The 25,117-nt window shown below is 72.9% G+C and carries 23 protein-coding genes; 8 read left to right on the top strand and 15 right to left on the bottom strand.

Features of this window, described 5'->3' with window-relative positions:
* The first annotated feature begins 62 nt into the window (after positions 1-62).
* The 3 genes from lipB to ACUJ8O_RS08595 are packed head-to-tail and all read left to right on the top strand — an operon-like array spanning position 63 to position 2,607.
* Positions 63-764: a lipoyl(octanoyl) transferase LipB gene (gene lipB / locus ACUJ8O_RS08605; RefSeq protein ID WP_036314221.1), complete on the top strand. Its 702-nt coding sequence runs from the start codon at positions 63-65 to the stop codon at positions 762-764.
* On the top strand, positions 761-1,768 hold the full coding sequence (lipA, locus tag ACUJ8O_RS08600) for a lipoyl synthase (RefSeq protein WP_036383060.1): 1,008 nt from the start codon (positions 761-763) through the stop codon (positions 1,766-1,768). Before lipB ends, lipA begins: the two co-directional genes overlap by 4 nt.
* 26 nt (positions 1,769-1,794) lie before the next feature.
* Positions 1,795-2,607: a DUF4191 domain-containing protein gene (locus ACUJ8O_RS08595; protein ID WP_036314203.1), complete on the top strand. Its 813-nt coding sequence runs from the start codon at positions 1,795-1,797 to the stop codon at positions 2,605-2,607.
* A 121-nt stretch (positions 2,608-2,728) separates the two neighbouring features.
* On the opposite strand, the gene ACUJ8O_RS08590 is transcribed toward ACUJ8O_RS08595, so the two are convergent.
* A complete protein-coding gene (locus ACUJ8O_RS08590) occupies positions 2,729-3,229 on the bottom strand; it encodes an RDD family protein (RefSeq protein ID WP_445373312.1) in 501 nt (166 codons plus the stop codon).
* A gap of 151 nt (positions 3,230-3,380) precedes the next feature.
* On the opposite strand from ACUJ8O_RS08590, the gene glnA (ACUJ8O_RS08585) reads away from it, so the two are divergent.
* Together glnA (ACUJ8O_RS08585) and ACUJ8O_RS08580 are read left to right on the top strand one after the other, a co-directional pair.
* A complete protein-coding gene (gene glnA / locus ACUJ8O_RS08585) occupies positions 3,381-4,805 on the top strand; it encodes a type I glutamate--ammonia ligase (protein ID WP_010078521.1) in 1,425 nt (474 codons plus the stop codon).
* A 153-nt stretch (positions 4,806-4,958) separates the two neighbouring features.
* Positions 4,959-5,963: an LLM class flavin-dependent oxidoreductase gene (locus ACUJ8O_RS08580; protein ID WP_095347511.1), complete on the top strand. Its 1,005-nt coding sequence runs from the start codon at positions 4,959-4,961 to the stop codon at positions 5,961-5,963.
* 66 nt (positions 5,964-6,029) lie between these two features.
* Here the strand turns inward: ACUJ8O_RS08580 and ACUJ8O_RS08575 are convergent, their stop codons facing one another.
* On the bottom strand, positions 6,030-9,155 hold the full coding sequence (locus ACUJ8O_RS08575; RefSeq protein ID WP_095347510.1) for a bifunctional [glutamine synthetase] adenylyltransferase/[glutamine synthetase]-adenylyl-L-tyrosine phosphorylase: 3,126 nt from the start codon (positions 9,153-9,155) through the stop codon (positions 6,030-6,032).
* An 11-nt stretch (positions 9,156-9,166) separates the two neighbouring features.
* Positions 9,167-10,507 (bottom strand): type I glutamate--ammonia ligase, encoded by a 1,341-nt coding sequence (gene glnA, locus ACUJ8O_RS08570; RefSeq protein ID WP_036314197.1) that lies wholly within the window; start codon positions 10,505-10,507, stop codon positions 9,167-9,169.
* 36 nt (positions 10,508-10,543) lie between these two features.
* On the opposite strand from glnA (ACUJ8O_RS08570), the gene panB reads away from it, so the two are divergent.
* A complete protein-coding gene (gene panB / locus ACUJ8O_RS08565) occupies positions 10,544-11,407 on the top strand; it encodes a 3-methyl-2-oxobutanoate hydroxymethyltransferase (RefSeq protein WP_036383056.1) in 864 nt (287 codons plus the stop codon).
* Between the two features lie 67 nt (positions 11,408-11,474).
* Here panB and ACUJ8O_RS08560 read toward each other — a convergent pair whose 3' ends face one another.
* Positions 11,475-11,687, bottom strand: a complete 213-nt coding sequence (locus ACUJ8O_RS08560; RefSeq protein WP_036314191.1) for an SPOR domain-containing protein — start codon at positions 11,685-11,687, stop codon at positions 11,475-11,477.
* A 36-nt stretch (positions 11,688-11,723) separates the two neighbouring features.
* On the opposite strand from ACUJ8O_RS08560, the gene map reads away from it, so the two are divergent.
* Both map and ppgK read left to right on the top strand, forming a co-directional pair.
* A complete protein-coding gene (gene map / locus ACUJ8O_RS08555) occupies positions 11,724-12,668 on the top strand; it encodes a type I methionyl aminopeptidase (RefSeq protein ID WP_036383054.1) in 945 nt (314 codons plus the stop codon).
* A 21-nt stretch (positions 12,669-12,689) separates the two neighbouring features.
* Complete coding sequence (gene ppgK / locus ACUJ8O_RS08550) at positions 12,690-13,514, top strand: polyphosphate--glucose phosphotransferase (RefSeq protein WP_044659513.1); 825 nt, start codon at positions 12,690-12,692, stop codon at positions 13,512-13,514.
* A 158-nt stretch (positions 13,515-13,672) separates the two neighbouring features.
* On the opposite strand, the gene nrdR is transcribed toward ppgK, so the two are convergent.
* The 11 genes from nrdR to ACUJ8O_RS08495 form a co-directional block, all read right to left on the bottom strand.
* The gene (nrdR, locus tag ACUJ8O_RS08545) at positions 13,673-14,167 is read right to left on the bottom strand and encodes a transcriptional regulator NrdR (RefSeq protein ID WP_002855838.1); all 495 of its coding nucleotides are present in this window, start codon (positions 14,165-14,167) and stop codon (positions 13,673-13,675) included.
* A gap of 43 nt (positions 14,168-14,210) precedes the next feature.
* Positions 14,211-17,807, bottom strand: coding sequence for a DNA polymerase III subunit alpha (dnaE, locus tag ACUJ8O_RS08540; RefSeq protein ID WP_036314184.1), 3,597 nt, complete (start codon positions 17,805-17,807; stop codon positions 14,211-14,213).
* 107 nt (positions 17,808-17,914) lie between these two features.
* Positions 17,915-18,877, bottom strand: a complete 963-nt coding sequence (locus tag ACUJ8O_RS08535; protein WP_080772536.1) for an RluA family pseudouridine synthase — start codon at positions 18,875-18,877, stop codon at positions 17,915-17,917.
* A 4-nt stretch (positions 18,878-18,881) separates the two neighbouring features.
* The gene (lspA, locus tag ACUJ8O_RS08530) at positions 18,882-19,352 is read right to left on the bottom strand and encodes a signal peptidase II (protein WP_036314214.1); all 471 of its coding nucleotides are present in this window, start codon (positions 19,350-19,352) and stop codon (positions 18,882-18,884) included.
* 56 nt (positions 19,353-19,408) lie between these two features.
* Positions 19,409-20,026: a DivIVA domain-containing protein gene (locus tag ACUJ8O_RS08525; protein ID WP_445373311.1), complete on the bottom strand. Its 618-nt coding sequence runs from the start codon at positions 20,024-20,026 to the stop codon at positions 19,409-19,411.
* A gap of 139 nt (positions 20,027-20,165) precedes the next feature.
* On the bottom strand, positions 20,166-20,462 hold the full coding sequence (locus ACUJ8O_RS08520; RefSeq protein ID WP_036314180.1) for a YggT family protein: 297 nt from the start codon (positions 20,460-20,462) through the stop codon (positions 20,166-20,168).
* 7 nt (positions 20,463-20,469) lie between these two features.
* The gene (sepF, locus tag ACUJ8O_RS08515) at positions 20,470-21,102 is read right to left on the bottom strand and encodes a cell division protein SepF (RefSeq protein ID WP_036314178.1); all 633 of its coding nucleotides are present in this window, start codon (positions 21,100-21,102) and stop codon (positions 20,470-20,472) included.
* Between the two features lie 110 nt (positions 21,103-21,212).
* Positions 21,213-22,001, bottom strand: a complete 789-nt coding sequence (locus ACUJ8O_RS08510; RefSeq protein ID WP_036314175.1) for a YggS family pyridoxal phosphate-dependent enzyme — start codon at positions 21,999-22,001, stop codon at positions 21,213-21,215.
* On the bottom strand, positions 21,998-22,819 hold the full coding sequence (locus ACUJ8O_RS08505) for a polyphenol oxidase family protein (protein ID WP_101967605.1): 822 nt from the start codon (positions 22,817-22,819) through the stop codon (positions 21,998-22,000). The genes ACUJ8O_RS08510 and ACUJ8O_RS08505 overlap by 4 nt, the downstream gene beginning before the upstream one ends.
* Positions 22,816-24,033 (bottom strand): cell division protein FtsZ, encoded by a 1,218-nt coding sequence (gene ftsZ, locus ACUJ8O_RS08500; RefSeq protein ID WP_180949567.1) that lies wholly within the window; start codon positions 24,031-24,033, stop codon positions 22,816-22,818. Before ftsZ ends, ACUJ8O_RS08505 begins: the two co-directional genes overlap by 4 nt.
* A 317-nt stretch (positions 24,034-24,350) precedes the next feature.
* The gene (locus tag ACUJ8O_RS08495) at positions 24,351-25,079 is read right to left on the bottom strand and encodes a cell division protein FtsQ/DivIB (protein WP_051995230.1); all 729 of its coding nucleotides are present in this window, start codon (positions 25,077-25,079) and stop codon (positions 24,351-24,353) included.
* Between the last annotated feature and the right edge of the window lie 38 nt (positions 25,080-25,117).

Raw genomic sequence — 25,117 nt, 5'->3', positions numbered from 1 at the left:
CATGTCCCCGAGCGTCACGGCGGTTGTCCACAGGTCCGGGCCCGAGGACTACAGTGGACGTCATGCCCGAGACACCCCTGCCGCCCCTGCGCGTGCTCGGCCTGGCGCCCGACCTGGTGGACTACCACGCCGCCTGGGACGCCCAGCGCGCCCTGCACGCGGACGTCGTCGCCGGCCGCTCCGACGGCGAATTCCTCCTCCTGGAGCACGAAGCCGTCTACACGGCCGGTCGCCGCACCGAGGACGCCGAGCGCCCCACGGACGGCGCCCCCGTCGTGGACGTGGACCGCGGCGGCAAGATCACATGGCACGGGCCGGGCCAGCTGGTCGGCTACCCCGTGGTCCGGCTGCGCGACCGTGCCCACGTCAAGGACTACGTCTGGTTCCTCGAGGAGCTGCTGATCCGCACCGCCGCCGAGTTCGGCGTCACGGCCGTCCGCGTGGACGGGCGGGCAGGCATCTGGGTCCTCGCGGACCGGGACGACGACGGCACGGCCCGCCCGGACCGCAAGGTCGGCGCCATCGGCCTGTCCATCCACGACGGCGTCTCCATGCACGGCTTCGCGCTGAACTGCTCCAACTCCCTGGCCCCCTACGAGGGGATCATCGCGTGCGGCATCACGGACGCCGCCACCACCACCCTGTCGGTCGAGACGGGCCGGACCATCACGCCGGCCGACGTCGTCCCGGTGCTCACCCGTCATCTGGACGAGCTCGGGCCGGCGTACATCGCCGTCACCCCCACGGAAGGAATCCCCGCATGAGCCTCGCCCCCGAAGGCCGCCGCCTGCTGCGCGTGGAGGCGCGCAACGCCGAGGTGCCCGTCGAGCGCAAGCCCGAGTGGATCAAGGCCAAGGTCCACATGGGCCCCGAGTACATCGGCCTGAAGAACAAGGTCAAGTCCGCCGGCCTGCACACCGTGTGCGAGGAGGCCGGCTGCCCCAACATCTTCGAGTGCTGGGAGGACCGCGAGGCCACGTTCCTCATCGGCGGGGACATCTGCACCCGCCGGTGTGACTTCTGCGACATCACCTCCGGCAAGCCGCGTCCCCTGGATATGGAGGAGCCGCAGAAGGTCGCCGAGAACATCCGCGAGATGGACCTGCGGTACGCCACCGTCACGGGCGTGGCCCGTGACGACCAGAAGGACGGCGCGGCGTGGCTCTATGCGGAGACCATCCGCCGCATCCACGCGCTCAACCCGGGGACCGGCGTCGAGATCCTGCCGCCGGACTTCGGCGCGGTGCCGGAGCTCGTCCAGCAGGTGTTCGACGCGCGGCCCGAGGTGTTCGCGCACAACCTGGAGACGGTGCCGCGCATCTTCAAGCGCATCCGCCCGGCCTTCACGTACGAGAAGTCCCTCCGGGTGCTCACGATGGCCAAGGCCGACGGGCTCGTGACCAAGTCCAACCTCATCCTCGGCATGGGCGAGGAGGACCACGAGATCGACCAGGCCCTGGTGGACCTGCACGAGGCCGGCTGCGACATCATCACCATCACGCAGTACGTGCGGCCCTCGAAGCTGCATCACCCCATCGACCGCTGGGTGAAGCCGCAGGAGTTCGTCCAGTGGTCCCAGCGCGCCGAGGAGATCGGCTTCCAGGGCGTCATGGCGGGCCCGCTGGTGCGCTCGTCGTATCGCGCGGGCAAGCTCTATGCGCAGGCCATGCAGCGCCTCGGCCGGACCCTGCCGGAGAACCTGGCGCACCTGGCCGGGGAGAAGACCGCCCGCCAGGAGGCCTCCGCCGTCGTCGCCCAGATGTCCTGAGCCGCCCGACTAGACTGGACCCCGTCATGACGAAGAACAGCCAGCCCCCCGCGTCCTCCTCCGGCTCCACCTCCGCCACGCTCAAGGAGGTCAAGGCCATGCAGCGCGAGCGTCGCCTCCGCGAGAAGGAGCAGGCGAAGGCCCAGCGCCGGGACAAGCGCGCCACGAAGGGCCCGGGCGTGATCTCCCAGCTCAAGCAGGCCTACGCCATGACCAAGGCGCACGACCCCAAGGTCGGACTGTGGATGCTGCTGGCCTTCCTGGGCGCCCTGGTCGTCGGCCTCGTCATCGGCCTCCTGCTGGACAACTGGATCACGTGGCTGCTCATCGCGATCCCGTTCGGTGTGCTCGCCGCCGTCGTCATCCTGAACCGGAAGGCGCGCCGCGCCGGGTTCGCCCAGCTCGAGGGCCGCCCCGGCGCCGCCGGCGCCGCGCTCTCCACGCTGGGCCGCGGCTGGATCGTGTCCGAGCAGCCGGCCGCCGTGAACCCGAAGACCCAGGACCTCGTCTACCGCGCCGTGGGCCGGCCGGGCGTCGTGCTGGTGACGGAGGGCCCCTCCCCCCGCGTCGCCGCGCTGGTGGTCAAGGAGGAGAAGGCCATGCGCCGCTTCCTGCCCGGCGTGCCCGTCACCGTGGTGGAGTCCGGCAACGGCCAGGGCCAGGTCCCGCTGCACGAGCTGCCCGGCACGCTCAAGGGCATGAAGAAGGCCCTCACGGCGCAGGAGGTCCAGGCCGTGGACAAGCGTCTGACCGCGCTCAACACCAACCGGCTGCCCATCCCCAAGGGCGTCGACCCGAACAAGGTGCGCCCGAGCCGCCGCGCGATGCGCGGCCGCTGAGCGCCGACGCACCCGCGCGAAAGGGGGCGCCCCGCCGAGGATTCGGCGGGGCGCCCCCCTTTCGTCGTGTCCGGCCTCGCGTCGAGTCGGATCCGGCGTCGTCCGGCGCGGGCCGGTGCGGTCACATGCGGATCTCGACGGTGTCTGCGAGCTTGTCGTGCATGCCGCGCCCGTCCGGCCCGACGACGACGGCCGGCAGCACGAGGCACAGCAGCGCCGTGCGCAGCAGGATCCGGGGCAGGCCCGCCGGGCGGCCGCCGACGCGGACGACCTGAATGCGAGACACGGCCTTGCCCACCGTGGTGGCCAGCAGGGTGAGCCCGAGGACATGCATCGCCGCGAACACGAGGAGGGTGGCGATCGCGTCGGAGTCGAAGAGCAGCCAGGACACGCCCAGGGCCAGGAACCAGTCGATCACGAGGGCGACGGCGCGGCGGGCCGCAGTGGCCATCGAGGTCGGGCCGTGCTCGGGCAGGCCCAGCAGGTCCCCCGGCCAGCGGCCGCCGGCCAGGCCGCCGCCCGGACCGTCCACCCAGCCGGCGAGGTCGCGCCGGGTGATCAGCGGCTCGTCGCGGCGGGTCGGTTCGGGCTCTTGCGCGGGGTCGGGTGCTCTGCGTGCCACCGGCCCAGCCTACCGGCGCAGGACCGCGAGGCTCGCCGTGGGGCGTCACCGACGCCCACGGAGGCCGCCGGGCAAGTAGGGTGATGACACCCGCCACGCCAGCGCCGCCGTGCCGGACATGCCACCATCGTCACGACCACAGGAGCGCACCATGTTCACCTCCCCCGCGGACGTCCTCGCGTACATCAAGGATGAGGGGATCGAGTTCGTCGACATCCGCTTCACCGACCTCCCCGGCATGCAGCACCACTTCAACGTGCCCGCGTCCACGGTCGACGAGGACTTCTTCACCACGGGCCAGCTGTTCGACGGCTCCTCCATCCGGGGCTTCGCCGGCATCGCCGAGTCCGACATGCAGCTCATCCCGGACGTCGCGACGGCCTTCGTGGACCCCTTCCGGGTCCGCAAGACCCTCACGATGAACTTCTCCATCGTGAACCCCCGCACCGGCGAGCCCTACCTGCGCGACCCGCGCGGCGTGGCCCAGCGCGCGGAGGCCTACCTGAGCTCCTCCGGCATCGCCGACACGGCGTTCTTCGCCCCCGAGGCCGAGTTCTTCATCTTCGAGGACGTCCGCTACGAGTCCTCCCCCCGCGGCTCGTTCTACGCCGTGGACTCGGACGAGGCCTGGTGGAACGCCTCCCGCGAGGACGAGGGCGGCAACCTGAGCCACAAGACCGGCCTCAAGGGCGGCTACTTCCCCGTCTCCCCCACGGACAAGCAGGCCGACCTGCGCGACGAGATCTGCTCGGTCCTGGCCGAGGTCGGCCTCGAGGTAGAGCGCTCCCACCACGAGGTGGCCGCCGCGGGCCAGGCGGAGATCAACTACCGCTTCAACACGCTGACCCACTCGGCGGACGACCTGCAGAAGTTCAAGTACGTCGTCAAGAACGTCGCCAACATGTTCGGCAAGTCCGCGACCTTCATGCCCAAGCCCGTCTTCGGCGACAACGGCTCCGGCATGCACTGCCACCAGTCCCTGTGGAACGGCGGCGAGCCGCTGTTCTTCGACGAGAAGGGCTACGCGAACCTCTCGGACACCGCCCGCTGGTACATCGGCGGCCTGCTGAAGCACGCCTCCGCGGTCCTGGCCTTCACCAACCCCACGGTGAACTCCTACCGCCGCCTGGTGCCGGGCTTCGAGGCCCCCGTGAACATGGTTTACTCGCAGGGCAACCGCTCGGCGGGCATCCGCATCCCGATCACCGGCTCCAACCCGAAGGCCAAGCGCATCGAGTTCCGCGCCCCGGACGCCTCGGGCAACCCGTACCTCGCGTTCGCCGCGCAGCTGATGGCCGGCCTGGACGGCATCCGCAACCGCATCGAGCCGGCCGAGCCGATCGACAAGGACCTCTACGAGCTGCCGGCCGAGGAGGCCGCCGACATCCAGAAGGCACCCGCCACCCTGGACGAGGCCCTGAACGCCCTCGAGGAGGACCACGAGTTCCTCCTGGCCGGCGACGTGTTCACCGAGGAGCTGATCGAGACCTGGATCGCGTACAAGCGCGAGATGGAGATCGCCCCGCTGGCCCTGCGCCCGAACCCCTACGAGTTCGAGCTGTACTACTCGGTCTGATCCGCCCGCCGCGGCCCCGACGACGGCCGTTCGTCTCCCACGCCGGAGGCGGGCGGCCGTCGTCGTGCCCGGCCGCGGAATAGTCCGGGGCCGGTGGGCGCTGGATCTGTGGAGACCTCCGCCCGGCCGGGCGGCCCGCAGACCAGGAGCACCATGACCGAGCACACCGCCCCCACCCCCCTGCCGCTGTCCCTGCTGGACCTCGCCCTCGTCCGCGACGGCGCCCCGATGGGCGAAGCCTTCGCCGAATCCGTGGAGCAGGCCCGCGTCGCCGAGGCCGCCGGCTTCCGGCGCGTCTGGTACGCGGAGCACCACAACATGCCCTTTATCGCCTCCTCCGCCACGGCCGTACTCATCGCGCACGTGGCCGCGCACACCGACTCGATCCGCCTCGGCTCCGGCGGCGTCATGCTGCCCAACCACTCGCCGCTGGTGATCGCCGAGCAGTTCGGCACCCTGGCCGAGCTGCACCCCGGCCGCATCGACCTGGGCCTGGGTCGCGCCCCCGGCACCGACCAGCGGACGCTGCAGGCGCTGCGCCGGGATCCGTCGGCGGCCGAGCGCTTCCCGCAGGACGTGCTCGAGCTGCAGGGCTACCTCACCGGCCAGAGCCTGATCCCCGGCATCGACGCCTACCCCGGCAAGGGCACCAACGTGCCGCTGTACATCCTCGGCTCCTCGGCGTTCGGCGCCCAGCTGGCCGCGCAGCTCGGCCTGGGCTACGCGTTCGCGAGCCACTTCGCACCGCAGATGCTCGAGCATGCGGCGCGCCTGTACCGGGAGCACTTCGAGCCCTCCGAGGCCCTCGCGGAGCCGCACTTCATCGCGGCGGCCAACGTGATCGCCGCGGACACCGAGGAGGTGGCCGAGCGGGAGTGGCAGGCCGCGCAGCGGGCGCGCATCCGGATGATGCTCGGCCGGGGCCGCACCCTCACCGACGACGAGGTCGAGATGCTGCTGCACTCCCCCGCCGGTCAGCAGGTGCTCGGGATGCTCGAGTGCACGGCCGTGGGCACCGGCCCGACGACGGCGGCGTGGCTGCACGACTTCGCGGCGCGGGTCCAGGCGGACGAGCTGATCATCACGACGGCGGCCCAGGACGCCGGCGTGCGGCGACGCACCCTGGAGCTGCTCGGGGAGCACGTCGTGCGCGCCTGAGCCGGCGCTCGCGACACCGGAGCACGGCCGGCCCGCCACCCCGTCGGGGTGGCGGGCCGGCGTCGTTCAGAGCCCGTAGAACCGGGTCTCGAACACCTGACGGGCCAGGCGGGTCACCCGCAGGTAGCGCTCCTCGAGCTCCCCGCCGGTCGTGCCCACCCCGCTGAGGCGGGCCACGGCCTCGAGGTCGCGCATGTTCGTGGGCAGCACGTCCGAGACCTTGCCCGTCCACAGCAGCAGGGCGGCGCGGATCCGGGTGGCCAGCAGCCACGCCTCCTCCAGCACGGCGACCTCGGCCTCGGGCAGCAGCCCGTGCCGGGCGATCGCCCGCAGGGCCGGCAGCGTGCCGGTGACCCGCAGGTCCTCGACCTCTCCCGCGTGGCGCAGCTGCAGGGACTGCACCAGCCACTCCACGTCCGAGAGCCCGCCGCGGCCGAGCTTGACGTGCCGGGAGGGGTCCGCGCCGCGGGGCAGGCGCTCGGCCTCCACACGGGCCTTGATGCGCCGGATCTCCCGCGCGTCCGCGGTGGTCAGGTCCCCGGCGTAGCGGACCCCGTCGGCCCACCGCCGGAAGTCGGTGGCGAGGTCGTCGTCGCCGGCCAGGGGCCGGGCGCGCAGCAGCGCCTGACGCTCCCACATCTCCGCCCAGCGCCCGTAGTACTCCCGGTACGAGTCCAGGGTGCGCACGAGCGGCCCCTGGCGCCCCTCGGGGCGCAGGTCGGCGTCCACCTCGAGCGGCCGCTCGCCGGGCAGCGGCGGGGTCGCGGGGCGGTGCAGCAGGGACATCAGCGTCCGCACGACCTCCTCGGCCTGCTCGCGCGCCCGCTCCTCGTCCGCGCCGGGGCGGGGCCGATGCACGAACAGGGCGTCGAGGTCCGAGCCGTAGGTGATCTCCCGGCCGCCCTGGCGGCCCATGGCCACCACGAGCACGTCGGTGAGCGGGTCGGCGTCCCCGACGACGGCGCGCGAGGCCACGCGCAGGGCGCCGACCACCGTCACCTGGTCGATGTCCGACAGGGCCCCGGTGACGGCCTCGAGGTCCAGCAGCCCCGAGATGTCCGCCAGGGCCACGCGCAGGGTCTCGCTGCGGCGCACCTGCCGCACGTGGCGGACGGCGGCCGGGGCCTCCTGCGCGGCCACGCGGCGGTCGAGCCGCGCGTCGACCTGGCGCCAGAGCTGGATGGCGCCCCGGGGGTCGAGCTCCCGGTCGTCCCCCACCCAGGCCACGGCCTCGGGCGAGTGCTCGAGCAGGTCCCCCACGAACCGGGAGCCGGACAGGACCAGGCACAGCCGCCGGGCGGCGTCCGAGGAGTCGCGGAGCATCCGCAGATACCAGGCCGTGCCGCCGAGCGACTCGGAGAGCCGGCGGAAGGCGAGCAGGCCGCCGTCGGGGTCGGCGCCCCGCGCGAACCACCCGAGCATGGCCGGCAGCAGCTGCCGCTGGACCGCGGACCGGCGCGAGACGCCCTGCGTGAGGGCCTCGATGTGCCGCAGGGCGCCCTGCGGGTCGCGGTAGCCCAGCGCCGCCAGGCGGTCGCGGACGGCCTCCGCGGACAGCCGCACGTCCTCGGCGGACAGGGCGGCCGTCGTCGACAGCAGCGGCCGGTAGAACACGGTCTCGTGGAGACCGCGCACGGCGCGGCGCACGCGCGTGAACTCGGCCTGGAGGTCCTCGCCGGTGGCGGGGCCCCGGTCGGCGGCGCCGCGCATCGACCGGGCGACGACGCGGCGGGCCTCCTCCTTGACCGGCATCAGGTGGGTGCGCCGCAGGTGCACGAGCTGGATGCGGTGCTCGAGGGTGCGCAGCCACCGGTAGTGCTCGTCGAACGCCCGCGCGTCTCGCGTGGTGATGTAGGAGGCGGCGTGCAGCGCCCGCACCGCGTCGAGCGTGCCGCGCACCCGCAGCGACTCGTCCGCACGGCCGTGCACGAGCTGGAGCAGCTGGGCCGTGAACTCGACGTCGCGCAGACCGCCGGGCCCGAGCTTGATCTCCCGCTCGCGCTCCGCGGGGGCGAGGGTGTCCAGGACCCGGGCGCGCATGGCCCGGACGGACTCGACGAACCCGTCGCGCGAGGAGGACTCCCACACCCGGGGCCAGATCTCCGCGATGTAGCGCTCGCCGAGCTGGGGCGAGCCCGCGATCGGGCGGGCCTTGAGCAGGGCCTGGAACTCCCAGCCGTGGGCCCAGCGGCGGTAGTACTCGGCGTGGGACTCCACGGTGCGGCTCAGGGCGCCGTCCTTGCCCTCGGGACGCAGGTTGGCGTCCACTTCCCACAGTCCCGGCTCGGGGGCCGCGCCCTGGATCACGCGGCCGATGCCCGCGGCCAGCTCGGCCGCGAGCGCGGCGGCGCGCGGCCCGTCCGGGACCTCGGCGTCGGGGTCCGCGCCGTCCGCGGCCTCGCGGACGGCGTGGGCGAACACGACGTCCACGTCTGAGACGTAGTTGAGTTCGCCGGCGCCGCACTTGCCCATGCCGATCACGGCGAGGTCCACGCGGTCCACCACGGGGCCCTCCCGCTCGGTGAGGACGGCCCGCGAGACGGCGAGCGCCGCGTCCACGGTGGCGCCGGCCAGGTCCGCGAGCCAGCGGCCCACCGAGGGCATGGCCGCCGTGGGCTCGGCGGAGTCGAGGTCGCGCAGGGCGATCGCGGCCAGCTGGCGACGGTAGGCACGGCGCAGGGCGACGGCGGCGTCCTTGCCGGTGACGGCGGCGACGGGGCGGTCGGTGTCCGGGTCAGCGCCCACCGAGTCCAGGAGCAGGCGGCGCAGGGTGGCGGACGCATCACCCCAGGGCTCACCGTCGGCGGGGTCGGGCTGGGCGAGGGCGGGCGCGGTGGCGGCGGCCGCGTCCGGGTCGAGGACGAGGTCCAGGTGCTCGGGACGGCGGATGAGGAACTCGCCGAGGGCCTCGGAGGCGCCGAGCAGCCGCAGCAGGCGGGCCGTCGTCTCGGGGTCCCGGAGGGCGTGGTGGACGCGGGGCTCACGCTCGGCCAGGCGCACCCACAGCAGCAGGGCCCGGTCGGGATCGGCGGCGTGGCCGAGGAGCTCGACGAGGGGACGCACGTCCACGCCCTCGAACTCGGGCGAGGTGAGCAGCGTCTGCACGCGGCCAGCGTCGGCGACGCCGGCGTGCGCGAGGGTGCGGCGGTCCGGGACGGCGGGCAGCGCACCGGTGGTGGACAGGGAGGACACGGGCACCCGTCTCAGAGGCCGGAGAGGTAGCGGCGGAGCTCGTACGGGGTGACCTCCACGCGGTAGTCGTCCCATTCCTGCCGCTTGTTGCGCAGGAGTGCGTCGAAGACGTGCTCGCCCAGCACGGACGCCACGAACTCGGACTCCTCAGCGGTGCGCAGGGCGTCGTGCAGGGTGCCGGGCAGGGGGACATGGCCGAGCACGCGCCGCTCGTGGGTGGTCAACGCGCTGATGTCCTCGGCGGCGGCCTCGGGCACCTCGTAGCCCTCCTCGATGCCCTTGAGCCCGGCCGCGATCAGCAGGGCGTAGGCGAGGTACGGGTTGGCCGAGGCGTCGATACCGCGGTACTCGATGCGGGCCGAGCCGGCCTTGTCCGGCTTGTACAGGGGAACGCGCACGAGGGCGGAACGGTTGTTGTGCCCCCACGAGGTGTACGACGGGGCCTCTCCCCCGCCCCAGAGACGCTTGTAGGAGTTGACGAACTGGTGGGTCACCGCGGTGATCTCCACGGAGTGGCGCAGCAGGCCCGCGATGAACCGGCGGCCCGTGACGGAGAGCCGGAACTCGTCCGCAGGGTCGTAGAACGCGTTCGCGTCGCCCTCGAAGAGGGAGAAGTGGGTGTGCATGCCGGAGCCCGGGTGGTGGGAGAACGGCTTGGGCATGAACGTGGCGTACGTGCCCTGGGCGGCGGCGACCTCCTTGACGACGGTCCGGAACGTCATCACGTTGTCCGCCGTCGTGAGCGCGTCCGCCGCGCGCAGGTCGATCTCGTTCTGGCCGGGGCCGTTCTCGTGGTGGCTGAACTCGACGGAGATGCCCATGCCCTCGAGGAGGCTGACGGCGTCGCGGCGGAAGTCGGCCGCGTCGGAGCCGGGCACGTTGTCGAAGTAGCCCGCGCGGTCCACGGGCACCGGCTCCCCGTCCGGGCCGGGCTGGTCCGACTGCAGGAGGTAGAACTCGATCTCCGGGTGGGTGAAGCACGTGAAGCCCCGGTCCGCGGCCCGGTCCAGCACGCGGCGCAGCACGTGCCGCGGGTCGGCGGGGGCGGGCCGGCCGTCCGGGGTGAGCACGTCGCAGAACATCCGGGAGCTCTGTCCCTGGTCGCCGCGCCAGGGCAGGATCTGGAAGGTCGAGGGATCGGGCTGCAGCAGCATGTCCGACTCCGAGATGCGGGTGTATCCGTCGATCGAGGAGCCGTCGAAGCCCAGGCCCTCCGTGAAGGCGTTCTCCACCTCGGCCGGAGACAGGGCCACCGACTTCAGCGTACCGATCACGTCCGTGAACCAGAGCCTGACGAACCTGACGTCCCGGTCCTCGATGGTGCGGAGCACGTAGTCCTGCTGTCGATCCATGCCGCCACTCTAGACGCGCCGCGTAGACTCCGGCCCATGTCTGCTCCCCAGTCCCCCCGGCAGCCTGACGACACCGCCCCCTACGGGCCGCCCGCCCCGTCCCGGTACCGGACGGTCCACCTGCAGCGGGCCAAGGACGAGGGCCGGCGCTTCGCGATGCTCACCACCTACGACGCGATGACGGCGGCCCTGTTCGACGAGGCCGGCGTCGAGGTGCTGCTCGTGGGCGACTCGGTGGGCAACACCGTGCTGGGCCATCCCACCACCCTGCCGGTCACCCTGGACCAGATGATCCTGTTCACCCAGGCCGTGGTGCGCGGTGCCGAGCGTGCCCTCGTGGTCGCGGACCTGCCCTTCGGCTCGTACGAAGCCTCCCCGCGGCAGGCCGTCGAGTCGGCCGTGCGCCTCGTGAAGGAGTCCGGCGCGCACGCCGTCAAGGTGGAGGGCGACGAGCGCTTCGCCGAGCACGTGGCCGCGATGACGGCAGCCGGCGTCGCGGTCATGGCCCACATCGGCTTCACCCCGCAGTCCGAGCACGTGCTCGGCGGCTACCGGGTGCAGGGCCGCGGCGCGGGGGCGGCCGAGCGGATGACGGCGTCGGCCCGGGCCCTCGAGGCCGCGGGGGCGTTCGCCGTCCTGATGGAGATGGTCCCCTCGGACGTCGCCGCCGCCGTCGACGCCGCGCTGCGGGTGCCCACCGTGGGCATCGGCGCGGGCCCGGGCACCACGGGCCAGGTGCTCGTGTGGCAGGACATGCTCGGCCTGCGCGAGGGACGGGTGCCCCGGTTCGTCCGTCAGTACGCCCGCCTGCACGAGGTCGTGGGCGACGCGGTCCGGGCCTATCGCGCGGACGTGCTCGACGGCGCGTTCCCGGCCCCGGAGCACGGCTTCGAGGGCTGAACCCGCCCCGTGAGACGACCGGGCCCCCGTCCGAGGGACGGGGGCCCGGCGTCGTCCGGCGCCGCGGTCAGGAAGCGTCGTCGACGGGACGGCTGTCCCAGTCGTCGTCGCGCTCGTCCCAGGCGTCGGCGGTCTCGTTGTTCGCCCGCACGCGGTCCATCGCGGCCTGGGCCTCCTCACGGGTGCCGAACGGGCCCAGCAGCTGGGACCAGTCCGACTGGGCGCCCACCTCCACCTGATGGGTGTTGACGTTGTACCAGAACTCGCTCGTCTCGGTCATGGGGGCCACAGTAGCCGGGCCGATAGGCTGGAGGACATGTCCCAGCGTCAGAACCCCGTCGCCCCGTCCAGCCACAACGGTCCCCGCCCTGCAGGCCCCACCGCGCCGGAGCCCGGGTCGCTCGCCCCCGTCGGCACGCTGACGCCCGGGGCCCCGTCCCCCGCCCCGCCCGTGCCGGCCGCGATCCCGCGCCCCGAGTACGTCGGCAAGGCCACCCCGGACGAGGGCAAGGCCTCGGACGTCTACGACGCCGCCGGCGTCGAGCGGATCCGCGCCGCCGGCCGCCTGGCCGCGCAGGCCATGGAGCACACCGCCGCCCACATCCGCCCGGGCGTCACCACGGACGAGCTGGACCGGATCGCGCACGCCTTCCTCGTGGAGCGCGGCGCCTACCCGTCCTGCCTGGGCTACCGCGGCTTCCCGCGGTCCATCTGCACCTCGATCAACGAGGTCATCTGCCACGGCATCCCGGACGGCACCGTCCTGGAGGACGGGGACATCGTCAACCTGGACATCACCGCGTACCTGGACGGCGTCCACGGGGACCACAACCGCACCTACCTGGTCGGCGACGTGGACGAGGAGTCCCGGCTGCTCGTCGAGCGCACCGAGGAGGCCCTGCGCCGCGGCATCCGCGCCGTGAAGCCCGGCCGTCAGGTCAACGTGATCGGCCGCGCCATCGAGTCCTACGCCAAGCGCTTCGGCTACGGCGTGGTGCGCGACTTCATCGGCCACGGCGTGGGCGTGGACTTCCACTCCGGCCTCGTGATCCCCCACTACGACGCGGCCCCGGCCCACGACCGCCTGCTCGTGCCCGGCATGGTGTTCACCATCGAGCCGATGCTCACCCTCGGCACGATCGAGTGGGACCAGTGGGACGACGGCTGGACCGTGGTGACCCGCGATCGCCGTCGCACCGCGCAGTTCGAGCACACGATCGTGGTCACGGACGACGGCGCGGAGATTCTCACGCTGCCGTGACTCGGCACTAAGCTGGGGGCCGTGACGACGCACACCAGCACCGCCCAGCGCTCCTCCAAATACCCCACGACGATCGGCATCGACGTCGGGGGGACCGGCATGAAGGGCGGCCTGGTCCGCCTCGGGTCGGGGCCGAAGGCGGGCACCCTGCGCGGGGACCGCTTCCGCATCCCCACGCCGCAGACGGCCATGCCCGAGCCCGTGGCGGCGACCCTGGCGGCCATCACCGCCGAGCTCGACGGGCGCGAGAAGGCGCCGAAGCCCTCCGCCCCGCTGGGCGTGTGCTTCCCCTCGATCGTCAAGGACGGGGTGTGCCTGTCCGCGAACAACATCGACCACTCGTGGATCGGCACGGACCTGCGCGGCACGTTCGAGGAGCACCTGCGCCGCCCCGTGACCGTGGTCAACGACGCCGACGCGGCCGGCCTCGCGGAGGCCCGCTACGGGGCCGGGCGGGGCGTGCGCGGCCTGGTGCACGTGATCACCCTCGGCACCGGCATCGGCGGCGCGATGATCCACGACGGCATGCTCGTCCCGAACTTCGAGGTCGGCTCCCTGGAGCTCGACGGCGTGATGGCCGAGTCACGGGCCTCTGCGAAGGCCCGGGAGCGCGATCAGCTCAGCTGGGCCGAGTACGCCGAGCGACTGCAGCGCTTCTTCTCCCACGTGGAGCGGATCTTCTCGCCCGACCTGTTCATCGTCGGCGGCGGCATCTCCAAGCGGCCGGACGACTACCTGCCGCTGCTGCGCCTGCGCACCCCGATCGTCCCGGCCCAGCTGCAGAACAACGCGGGCATCGTGGGCGCCGCCCTGGCCGCGCACGGCTCGCTCGCCGACGGCAACTGAGGGCGCAGACACCGAGGGCGGTTCCGGCTTCCCCTCCGGAACCGCCCTCGGCAGTCTTGCCGGGCCGACCGAGGTCGACCCGGGGATCACTGTAGCGCCTGGAGGCCGTGCGCACCACTGCAGCGTCGATCCCGGCCGCGCCGTCGCATCGGCCCGGGTCAGCGGGTGAACAGCCGCGGCTGCACGGCGGGACGGCCGCGGTCGTCCCCGTCACCGGCCCGGAGCTCCGCGATGGCCTCCTCGAAGTCGTCGAGGGACTCGAAGTCCCGGTAGACGGAGGCGAAGCGCAGGAAGGCCACCTGGTCGAGACGGCGCAGCGGATCGAGGATGGCCAGGCCGACGTCGTGGGCGTCCACCTCGGCGTTGCCCGTGGCACGGACCGTCTCCTCGACCTCCTGGGCGAGCATGGCCAGGTCGTCGCTCGTCACCGGCCGCCCCTGGCACGCCTTCCGGACGCCGTTGATCACCTTGGAGCGGTCGAACGGCTCCGCCACCCCGGAGCGCTTGACGACGGTCAGGGCGGTGGTCTCCATGGTGGTGAACCGCTTGCCGCAGGCCTGACACTGCCGACGCCGACGGATGGCGGAGCCGTCGTCGAGGGAGCGTGAATCCACCACGCGCGAGTCCTCATGACGGCAGAACGGGCAGTGCATCAGCTCTCTCCTCCTGGGCGGGGCACTCCCATGCTACGTCCGCTCAGCCGAGGCAGGCCGGACCCAGCAGGATCTTGAGGTCCCCGAACAGCGCCGGGTTCGGGCTCACCCGGAACTGCGGGCCCAGCTGGAACTCCTGCGTGGCACGCTGGCCCACCAGGGACAGCCGCACCTCCGAGGAGCCCTCGTGGGTGCGCAGCACGTCCGCCAGCTGGCCCATGACCTGCTCCGTGGCCTTGAACGCGGGCAGCGTGATCCGCACGGGGCCGCCGGGGCCATCCGAGAGCTCCGGGATGGTCAGCTCCATCGCGGACAGGGACACCGACCCGTCGTCACGACGCTGCACCCTGCCCTTGACGGCGACGACGAGGTCCTCGGCCAGCATCATCGCGATGGGCGCGTACACCTGGCCGAAGAACATGACGTCCATCGAGCCGCCGAGGTCCTCGATCTCGCAGCGCGCGTACGCGTTGCCCGAGGACTTGGCGATGCGGCGCTCGAGCGTGGTGATCAGGCCCGCGATGGTGACGATCGCGCCGTCGGCGGGCCCGTCGTCGTCGAGGACGCGGGTGATCTGGACGTCGGCGTGCTGGGCCAGGACGCCGTCGAGGCCCTGCAGCGGATGGTCGGACACGTACAGGCCCAGCATCTCGCGCTCGAACGCGAGCTTCTCCTTCTTGGCCCACTCCGGCAGGTCCGGGACGGCGACGCCGTCCGCGGCGTCGGAGTCGTCCTCGTCGCCGCCGCCGAGCGCGAACAGGTCGAAGGTGAACTCGCCGTGGTCCTCCTTGCGCTTCTGCGCCACGGTGGCGTCCACGGCCTCCTCGTGCACGGCCAGCAGGGCGCGGCGGGCGTAGCCGAGGGAGTCGAAGGCGCCGGCCTTGATCATGGACTCGATGGTGCGCTTGTTGCACACCACGAGCGGCACCTTCGCCAGGAAGTCGCCGAAGCCCGTGTACGAGCCCTTCTCCTCGCGCCCCTGGACCATGCCCTTGACCACGTTGGCGCCCACGTTGCGGACGGCGCCCATGCCGAAGCGGATGTCCCGGCCGACGGGGGTGAAGGTCAGGTGGGACTCGTTCACGTCCGGGGGCAGCACGGTGATGCCCATGTGGCGGCACTCGTTGAGGTACATGGCCAGCTTGTCCTTGTCGTCGCCCACCGAGGTGAGCAGCGCGGCCATGTACTCCGCCGGGTAGTGCGCCTTGAGGTAGGCCGTCCAGTAGGAGACCAGGCCGTAGGCGGCCGAGTGCGCCTTGTTGAACGCGTAGTCCGAGAAGGGCAGCAGGATGTCCCACAGGGCCTTCACCGCGGCCTCCGAGTAGCCGCGGTCCAGCATCCCCTGGTGGAACGCCTCGTACTGCTTGTCCAGCTCCGACTTCTTCTTCTTGCCCATCGCACGGCGCAGGATGTCGGCCTGGCCGAGCGAGTAGCCCGCCACCTTCTGGGCGATCGCCATGACCTGCTCCTGATACACGATCAGGCCGTAGGTGGTGTCCAGGATCTCCCGCAGCGGCTCCTCCAGCTCCGGGTGGATCGGGGTGATCTCCTGCTGCCCGTTCTTGCGCAGCGCGTAGTTGGTGTGCGAGTTCGCGCCCATGGGGCCGGGGCGGTACAGGGCGATGGTCGCCGAGATGTCCTCGAAGTTGTCCGGGCGCATCATCTTCAGCAGCGAGCGCATGGGCCCGCCGTCGAGCTGGAACACGCCGAGGGTGTCACCGCGGGCCAGCAGCTCGTAGGCCGCCGGGTCGTCCACGTCGAGGGTCTCCAGGTCCAGGTCCACGCCCTGGTTCGCCTTCACGTTCTCGAGCGCGTCCGAGATGATCGTGAGGTTGCGCAGCCCCAGGAAGTCCATCTTGATCAGGCCCAGGGACTCCGCCATCGGGTAGTCGAACTGCGTGATGACCTGGCCGTCCTGCAGGCGGCGCATGATCGGGATGACGTCGATCACCGGCACCGAGGACATGATCACGCCGGCCGCGTGCACGCCCCACTGCCGCTTCAGGCCCTCGAGGCCCTTGGCGGTCTCGAAGACCTCCTTCGCCACCGGGTCCGTGGCGATCAGCTCGCGGAAGGGCGCGGCCTCCCCGTAGCGCGGGGCCGCGGGGTCCTCGATGTCCTTGAGCGGGATGTCCTTGGCCATCACCGCCGGCGGCAGCGCCTTGGTGAGGGACTCGCCCATCGAGAAGGGCTGGTCCATCACGCGGGCCGAGTCCTTCAGGGCCTGCTTGGTCTTGATGGTGCCGTACGTGACGATCATGGTGACGCGCTCGTCGCCGTACTTGCGGGTGACGTAGTCGATCACCTCGGAGCGACGGCGGTCGTCGAAGTCGACGTCGAAGTCGGGCATGGACACGCGGTCCGGGTTGAGGAACCGCTCGAAGATCAGCCCGTGCTTGAGCGGGTCCAGGTCCGTGATGCGCAGCGCGTACGCCACCATCGATCCGGCGCCCGAGCCGCGGCCCGGGCCCACCCGGATGCCGTTCTCCTTGGCCCAGTTGATGAAGTCGGCCACGACGAGGAAGTACCCGGGGAAGCCCATCGAGATGATGACGTCCAGCTCGTAGTCCGCCTGCTTGCGCACGTGGTCCGGCACGCCGTCCGGGTAGCGGTAGGCCAGACCGGAGGCGACCTCCTTGATGAGCCAGCTGGTCTCGTCCTCGCCCTCCGGCGTGGGGAAGACCGGCATGTAGTTGGCCTTCGTGTCGAACTCGACCTCGCACCGCTCGGCGATGAGCAGCGTGTTGTCGCAGGCCTCGGGCAGCTCCGCGAAGAGCTCGCGCATCTGCCGCGGGGACTTCAGGTAGTACTCGGTGCCGGAGAACGCGAAGCGGGAGCCGCCCTGGTCGTAGCTGGGCTCGTTGAGCTTCGAGCCCGACTGCAGGGCCAGCAGCGCCTCGTGCGCCTTGGCGTCGTGCTCGTGGGTGTAGTGCAGGTCGTTCGTGGCCACGAACGGCAGGCCCAGGTCCTTGGCGAGCCGGCGCAGGTCCGTCATCACCCGGCGCTCGATGTCGAGGCCGTGGTGCATGATCTCGCAGTAGTAGTTGTCCTTGCCGAAGATGTCCCGGAAGTCCGAGGCCGCCTGCATCGCCTCCCGGTACTGGCCCAGGCGCAGGCGCGTCTGCACCTCGCCGGAGGGGCAGCCCGTGGTGGCGATCAGGCCCTTCGAGTACTGGCTCAGCAGCTCCCGGTCCAGCCGCGGCCACTTGGCGTACACCGAGTCCAGCGAGGCGATCGAGCCCATCCGGAACAGGTTGTGCATCCCCTCGGTGGTCTCGCTCAGCAGCGTCATGTGCGTGTACGCACCGCCGCCGGACACGTCGTCCCCCCGCTGGTGGGGCTCGCCCCAGCGGGTCTTCTCCTTGTCCGTGCGGTGCTGCTGCCCGGGGGCCACGTAGGCCTCGAGCCCGATGATCGGCTTGACGCCCGCCGCCGTCGCCTTGGACCAGAAGTCGTAGGCGCCGAAGAGGTAGCCGTGGTCCGTGATGGCCAGCGAGTCCATGCCCAGCCGCTGGGCCTCGGCGAACAGGTCGTCCAGCTTCGCGGCGCCGTCGAGCATGGAGTACTCGGTGTGCGTGTGCAGGTGGACGAAGCCGCCGTCCTTCACGGCGTCGGGGCGGGCGTCGGCGGACACGGTCATGCGGGGTGGGCCTTTCGACGGGGAGGACGGCAGGGCCGCACCAGCCTACTCGTGGTGCCCGGGCGGCGGGGCCGGACCGGGACGGGGGTCACATCGACGGTGCAGGCTCAGTCCTCGTCGCCGCGCAGCGCCGCCAGGGCGTGGGCGAGGTCGTCCGGATACGGGGAGGTGATCGTCACCGGCTCCCCCGTGACCGGGTGCGGGAACGCCAGGCGGTGGGCGTGCAGCCACTGGCGGGTCAGCCCGAGCTCGGCCGCCAGGCGCGGATCCGCCCCGTACGTGAGGTCGCCGACGCACGGGTGGCGCAGCGCCGAGGTGTGCACGCGGATCTGGTGGGTGCGCCCGGTCTCCAGGTGGACCTCGAGCAGGGTGGCCCGGCCGAACACCTCGAGCGTCTCGTAGTGGGTCACGGACGGCCGGCCGTCCTCGAGCACCGCGAACTTCCAGTGGTGGCCGGGATGCCGCCCGATGGGCGCGTCCACGGTGCCGCTCAGCGGGTCCGGGATGCCCTGGACCACGGCGTGGTAGACCTTCTCCGGCACGCGCTCGCGGAACTGGTCCTTCATGGCCGTGTAGGCGCGCTCGGTCTTGGCCACGACCATGACCCCGGTGGTGCCGACGTCGAGCCGGTGCACGATCCCCTGGCGCTCAGGGGCGCCCGAGGTGGTGATGTCGTAGCCGAGGGCGGCCAGGGCGCCCACCACGGTGGGCCCGACCCAGCCCGGCGAGGGGTGCGCGGCCACGCCGGTGGGCTTGTCCACGGCCACCAGGTCCTCGTCCTCGTACAGGATGCTCAGCGCGTCCACGCGCTCTGCCCTCACTTCCAGGGGGTCGGGGTCGTCGGGGACGTCGACGGCGAGGGTCTCCCCCACCACGGCCTTCGCGGACTTGGCCAGGACGCGGTCCCGGCGGCCGGAGCGCGACTCGGCCCGCACCAGGCCCCGGGAGAACCAGTCCGCCAGCAGCGAGCGGGAGACGCCGAACGCGTCGGCGAGCACCGCGTCGACCCTCCGGCCCGCCTCGGCCTCGGTGACCTCGAGCCGCTCGGTCAGTCCCGGTCTCATGCCCATGTCCTCACGCCTCCCGTGTGCCGTCCAGGCGGCGGCCGGTCATCACGAGCAGGGCGACGCCGATGACGGAGCAGACGATGAACGAGTCCGCCACGTTGAAGATCGCGAAGTGCGGCACGGAGATCATGTCGACCACGTGGCCGCGCCCGAACGCCGGGGGCCGGAACAGCCGGTCCGTGAGGTTGCCGAGCACGCCGCCGGCGAGCCCGCCCAGCGCCAGGGCCCACGGCGTCGAGCGCACGCGGGCGATCCCGACGAGGGCGGCGACCGCCACCACGGCTTGGATGATGGTGAACACCCAGGTGTGGTCCTCGCCGATGGAGAAGGCCGCGCCCGGGTTCAGGATGTAGTGCCAGCGCAGCACCCCGGGGATCACCGCGACGGAGTCCCCCAGCTGCATCGTGCTCTCGACCGCGTACTTGGTCAGCTGGTCGAGGGCGTAGGCCAGCACCGCCACGATGAGGGCGGTGAGCACGGCTCGCCGGCCCGCGCGAGGGGATCGCGGGGCCGGCGCGGCGTCGACGGCACGACTCACGCCGTGGGCGTGGGGGGCTCGACGCGCTTCTGGGCGCGGATCTCCCGCAGCTGGCCCTCGATGTAGGAGGTGAGGCGGCTGCGGTAGTCGGTCTCGAAGCTGCGCAGCTGTTCGACCTCGCCCTCCAGGCCGGCCTTCTCCACGGCCAGGGCCTCGAGGGTGCGGGCCTTCTGCTCCTCGGCGTCGCTGACGAGCCGGGCCGCGGTGGCCTCGGCCTCGGCGACGAGCTCGGTGCTGCGCTGCTCGCCCGCGGCGACGTGCTCGTCATGCAGCCGCTGGGCCATGGCCAGGACGCCGGCGGCGGAGGTCGCGGCCGCGTCGGCGGACTCGGGGGCGGCGGCCGGGGCCGACTCCTCGGCGGAGGCCGGGGTCGCGGCGGCCTCCGGGGTGTCCGCAGCGGGGCCGGCGGCCGGGGCGGGGCCGGCGGCCGGGGCGGCGCCGCCGGCGCGCAGCTCCGCGTTCTCGGACTCGAGCTGCTCGTTGAGGGCGATCAGGCGCTTGAACTCCGCCACGATCTCGTCGAGGAAGTCATCCACCTCGGTCTGGTCGTAGCCCTCGCGGAACTTCGTGGGCTGGAACTGCTTGTTGACCACGTCTTCCCAGGACAGCGCCATGGAACCGTCTCGCTCTCTGCTCGGTGCTCGGGGACGGCCGGGCGGCCCGGCGCGTCGGCGGTCGGCGCGCCGGTGAGGGGCGGCGCCGATCCTGCCGCGAAGACTACCACCGGGGCCGACAGCCGCCCCGGGCCGCGGGTCAGGCCACGCCGGCCAGGCTCAGCACCAGGACCCGCAGCAGGACGACGCCGAGGAACACGATGAGGAAGGCCACGTCCAGGCCGATGCCGCCCAGGTTCACCGGCGGCACGGCACGACGCACGGGGCGCAGCAACGGATCGGTGGCCCCGTACACGCCGCTGGCCAGCATGAGGGCCGCCCCGGTGGGGCGCCAGTGGCGGACGAACGACTGCGTGACGTCCAGGACGATCCGCACGGTCAGCGCCGCGAGCACCACCGTCAGGGCGATGTAGGCGAGGGCGAGGAGCAGCTGCATGGGCGCCTCAGTCGCCGTCGAACGGGGAGTCGGCCGCGCCGGACTCGCCCTGCTCGGCGCCGACGACGTCCACGGTGGCCGGGGTCAGCAGGAACACCTTGCTGGTGATGCGGGAGATCGAGCCGTGCAGGCCGAAGACGAGGCCGGCCGCGAAGTCCACGAGGCGCTTGGCCTCGTTCTCACCGAGGTCGGTCACGTTCATGATCACGGGGACGCCGGAGCGGAAGGCCTCGCCGATCGCCTTCGCGTCGTTGTAGGAGCGGGGGTGGACGGTGGAGAGGGTGTGCACGGAGGCTCCTTCGGCAGACGACGCTGCGGCTCGCTTGATGGGGGTCACCGGGGCCCGGTAGCCCGGGTCGACCGGCTCGGGACGCGCCGGACGCCGGGGTTCGACGGGATCGGCCGCGGTGGAGCCGGACGGGGTCACGGGCTCCGGCCGCTCGGCCGGCTCGGGATCGCGGACCGCAGCCGGGCGGACGGCCTCCATGTGGGGGTCGGTGTCCGGCTCCGCGGGGCGGCGCGCCTCGACGACCTCGTGTCGGGGCGCGGTCTCCCGCTCGGCCGCACGCGGCTGCTCGTCGTACTCGTCGCCGTCGGCCAGGCCGAGGTAGATCATCGTCTTCTTCAGGGCACCAGCCATGAGTCTTCCTTCACCACGTCCTCCGGCCCCGGGGGCCGCCGTCGTTCGTCGTCGGTGCGCGTGCGTCCGCACGGTCCTGTCGCGTCCCGCCGGGACGCGCGGGGTCAACGTTAGCCCACCGCGTCCCGGGCCCCCAGAACGTCGGAGCCGATGCGCACCTGTGTCGCCCCGGCGCGCACGGCCGCCTCGAGGTCCGCGCTCATCCCCATGGACAGTGCGGTGGCCTCCGGATGCGTCTGCCGCAGGCGCGCGCCGAGTGCGGCAAGGCGGCGGAACGCGTGCTCCGGGTCCAGGCCGCGCGGTGCCACGCACATCAGCCCGCCCAGCCGCAGGCCCGGCAGGCCTGCGATGACGTCCGCGAGGGCGGGGACGTCCTCGGGGCGGGCGCCGCCGCGCGGGCCGATCCCCTCGGGACGGTCCTCGTCGGCGCGGTCGTCGACATCCACCTGCACGAGGCACTCCAGGTCGGGGATCGCGGCCTCGGGCTCGCGCTCGCGCCGCAGCACGAGCGCCCGCGAGAGCGCCTCGGCCAGTTCGGGTCGGTCCACCGACTCCACCACGGACGCGTAGCGCACCACGTACTTGGCCTTGTTGGTCTGCAGCTGGCCCACGAAGTGCCAGCGCGGGGCGTCCGCCCCCAGAGCCGCGGCGACGGCCTCGGCCTTGGGCCGGGCCTCCTGGTCGCGGTTCTCCCCCACGTCGGTCACGCCGAGCGCGGCGAGGCGCACGACGTCCTCGGCGGGGTGGGTCTTGGTCACGACGACGAGCGCGGGCTCCGCCTCGCGCCCGGCGTCCCGCGCGGCGTCGGCGATGCGGGCGTGCACCGCGGCGAGCGCGTCGGCGATCTCCCGGGCGCGGGGGTCCGTCGGGGTCGGCCCGGCGGTGGCGGGGGCGGTCATGCGTCTCCTCTCGGGACGGTGGCGTCGGGGTCGGCGCGCCAGACGAGGCCGGCGAACCGGCCCTCACCGGGCGCCCGACGGTGTGAGAACAGGCGCTCGTCCTCCCGCGTGCACACGTCGATCGTCGCGGTGGCCACCCCGCGGGCACGGAGGACCTCCGCGGCGCCGGCGGGCAGGTCGAGGGCGGGGGTGCCCCAGGACGTGGTGGCCGCGGTCGCCGGGAGGCAGGCGGCGGCGTCGTCGCGCATGGCCGCGGGCACCTCATAGCAGCGGCCGCACACGCCGGGGCCGATCCAGGCGCGCAGGCCGGGACCGGTCCGGTCGGCCTCCGGCCGCAGGGAGAGCAGCCGATCGACGGTCGCCTCCAGGACGCCGTCCAGCAGCCCGCGCCGCCCGGCGTGGGCCACGGCGGTCGCGCCGGTCGTCTCGTCGACGACGACCACGGGGAGGCAGTCGGCCACCATGACGGCCAGCGGCCGTGACCCGTCGCGGCTCACGGCGGCGTCGGCCACGGGGGCCGAGGCACCGCCGCGCCCGGGCCCGTCCGCCCACACGACGTCGGCCGAGTGCACCTGGTCCAGATAGAGCGTGGCGCCCTCGGGGACCCCCATCACGCGCTCCAGGGCGCGACGGGCGGCGCTGACGCGAGCGAGCCCCTCGGCCTCGTCCGGCGGGACCACGTGCAGCGCGAGGTTGCCGGCGGCCACGGAGGTCCAGGCGACGTGCACGGCGCCCGTCGCGGTGCGGACGGTCTCGCGGTGCACGAAGGGGCCGGCGGGGACCCGTGCGGTCCCGGCCGGCCCCTCCGCGGCCGTCACTTGAGGAAGTCCGGGACGTCCAGGTCCGAGGACCCGGCGCCGAGGTCCGGCTCCACCACGGTGGGCAGGTCCTGCTGGCGGCGCGGCTGCTGCTCCTGCGGGGCCAGCGGCACGGTGCCGCGCACGGCGGGGCGCTCGGCCTGCTGCGGCTGGGCCGGGGCGGCCGGCTGCGGCTGGGCGGGGACGGGCTGCGGCGCGGGGGCCGCGGCCCGCTGCGGGGCCGCCTGCTGCTGCGCGGCCTGCGGGGCGGCCGGGGCGGAGGTGACGTCCACCTTGTCGAAGCCCGCGGCGATCACGGTCACGCGCACCTCGTCGCCGAGGGCGTCGTCGATGACCGCGCCGAAGATGATGTTGGCCTCCGGGTGGGCGACCTCCTGGACCAGTCGCGCGGCCTCGTTGATCTCGAAGAGGCCGAGGTCGGAGCCGCCCTGGATGGAGAGCAGCACACCGTACGCGCCGTCGATGGAGGCCTCGAGCAGCGGCGAGGCGATCGCCAGCTCGGCCGCCTTGACGGCGCGGTCCTCGCCCTGCGCGTGGCCGATGCCCATGAGCGCGGAGCCCGCGCCCTGCATCACGGACTTCACGTCCGCGAAGTCGAGGTTGATCAGGCCCGGGGTGGTGATCAGGTCGGTGATGCCCTGGACGCCGGAGAGGAGCACCTGGTCCGCCTGACGGAAGGCGTCCATGACCGAGACGTTGCGGTCCGAGATGGACAGCAGGCGGTCGTTCGGGATCACGATGAGGGTGTCGACCTCGTCCCGCAGGGCGTCGATGCCCGCCTCGGCGGAGCCGGCGCGACGGCGGCCCTCGAACGTGAACGGACGGGTCACGACGCCGATGGTCAGGGCGCCGAGCGAGCGCGCGATGCGGGCCACGACGGGCGCTCCGCCGGTGCCGGTGCCGCCGCCCTCGCCCGCGGTCACGAACACCATGTCCGCGCCCCGCAGGACCTCCTCGATCTCCTCCGCGTGGTCCTCGGCGGCCTGGCGGCCGACCTCGGGGTTCGCACCCGCGCCGAGTCCACGGGTGAGCTCGCGGCCCACGTCCAGCTTCACGTCCGCGTCCGACATCAGCAGCGCCTGGGCGTCCGTGTTGATGGCGATGAACTCCACGCCGCGGAGCCCCACCTCGATCATGCGGTTCACGGCGTTCACGCCGCCGCCGCCGATGCCGACGACCTTGATGACGGCCAGGTAGTTCTGGGGTGCAGCCACGGTGTTGGTTCCCTTTGTTCGAGATCTCGAGAGGTCAGCGCGAGGCACATCGCCCCGGTGATCGGCGGCCACCCGGGGTGGACACCTTCAAGCACAGCGTGAAGCGAGCCTCGCGCGCGTTCGGATCCACCGTACTGGGAGGCCCGCGTCACGCGCAAAAGAAAACGGCGTGTCCACGCGGAAAAGACGCCCTCAACATCAACTTTCACGTGAGACTCGAAGGACGAGCCTCCGCAGTGATGGCACCCCGACTCGCATGAGGCCCCGCGCCCCGACCTTCACCTTCACGTTCTACTGGAGACTCCTGTGGCCCCGGTTCAGCGCGTGATCGGCCGCGTGGGCACGGAGACGTCGATCTCGGCGACGCCGCCCGCCGCGGACCCGTGCCGCTCGTCCGCCAGGAACGCCTCGGCCACGGACCCCTTGAGGCCGGCGTCCTGCGCGTCGCCCCAGACCAGGGTCACCCCACCCTCGAGCGCCAGACGGACCTGGCCCGGGCCCCGGGAGTCGGCCGTCTCGACACGATCCGCCACGGCCTCCGGCAGGGCGGCCAGCACCTCGGCCACCTCGGCGCGCTCCTCCTGCGCCCGCTGCGCCAGCTCCTCCGAGAACGCGGGGAGGTCCTCGCCCTCGAGCCGTTCCTCCGGCACTCCCGTCAGGACGGTGCCGTCTGCGAGCAGCAGCTGCACACCGTCGTCGCCATCCCGCCGGGCCCGCGTCTCATGCTCCCGGACCACGACCTCCAGGCCGGTGGGCAGGCGGGGAACGGTCTGGACCTCGGCCACTCCGGGCAGACCACCGACCAGCTCGCCCACACAGCCGGCGCCGACGCGGGACAGCGGCACGCCGTACACGGGCTCCAGGCGCTCCTGGACCTCGGCGGCGGAGACATGGCGGGTGCCGGTGACCTCGACGCGGTCCACCGCGAGCACGGGCGAGAAGAACACGACCCAGCCCAGGGCGGTCAGCACCGCGAGGACCGCGGCCGCCACACCCCAGCGCGTGGCGCGGCGCCGGCGCGCGGTGCGGCCCGGGAATCGGACCACGGTGGAGGCGTCGGCCCCGGCTGGTGCGACCGGCGGCG

The sequence above is a fragment of the Micrococcus sp. EWR3.9.1 genome (assembly GCF_052615555.1).
This window is presented reverse-complemented; position numbering and strand designations above follow the sequence as displayed.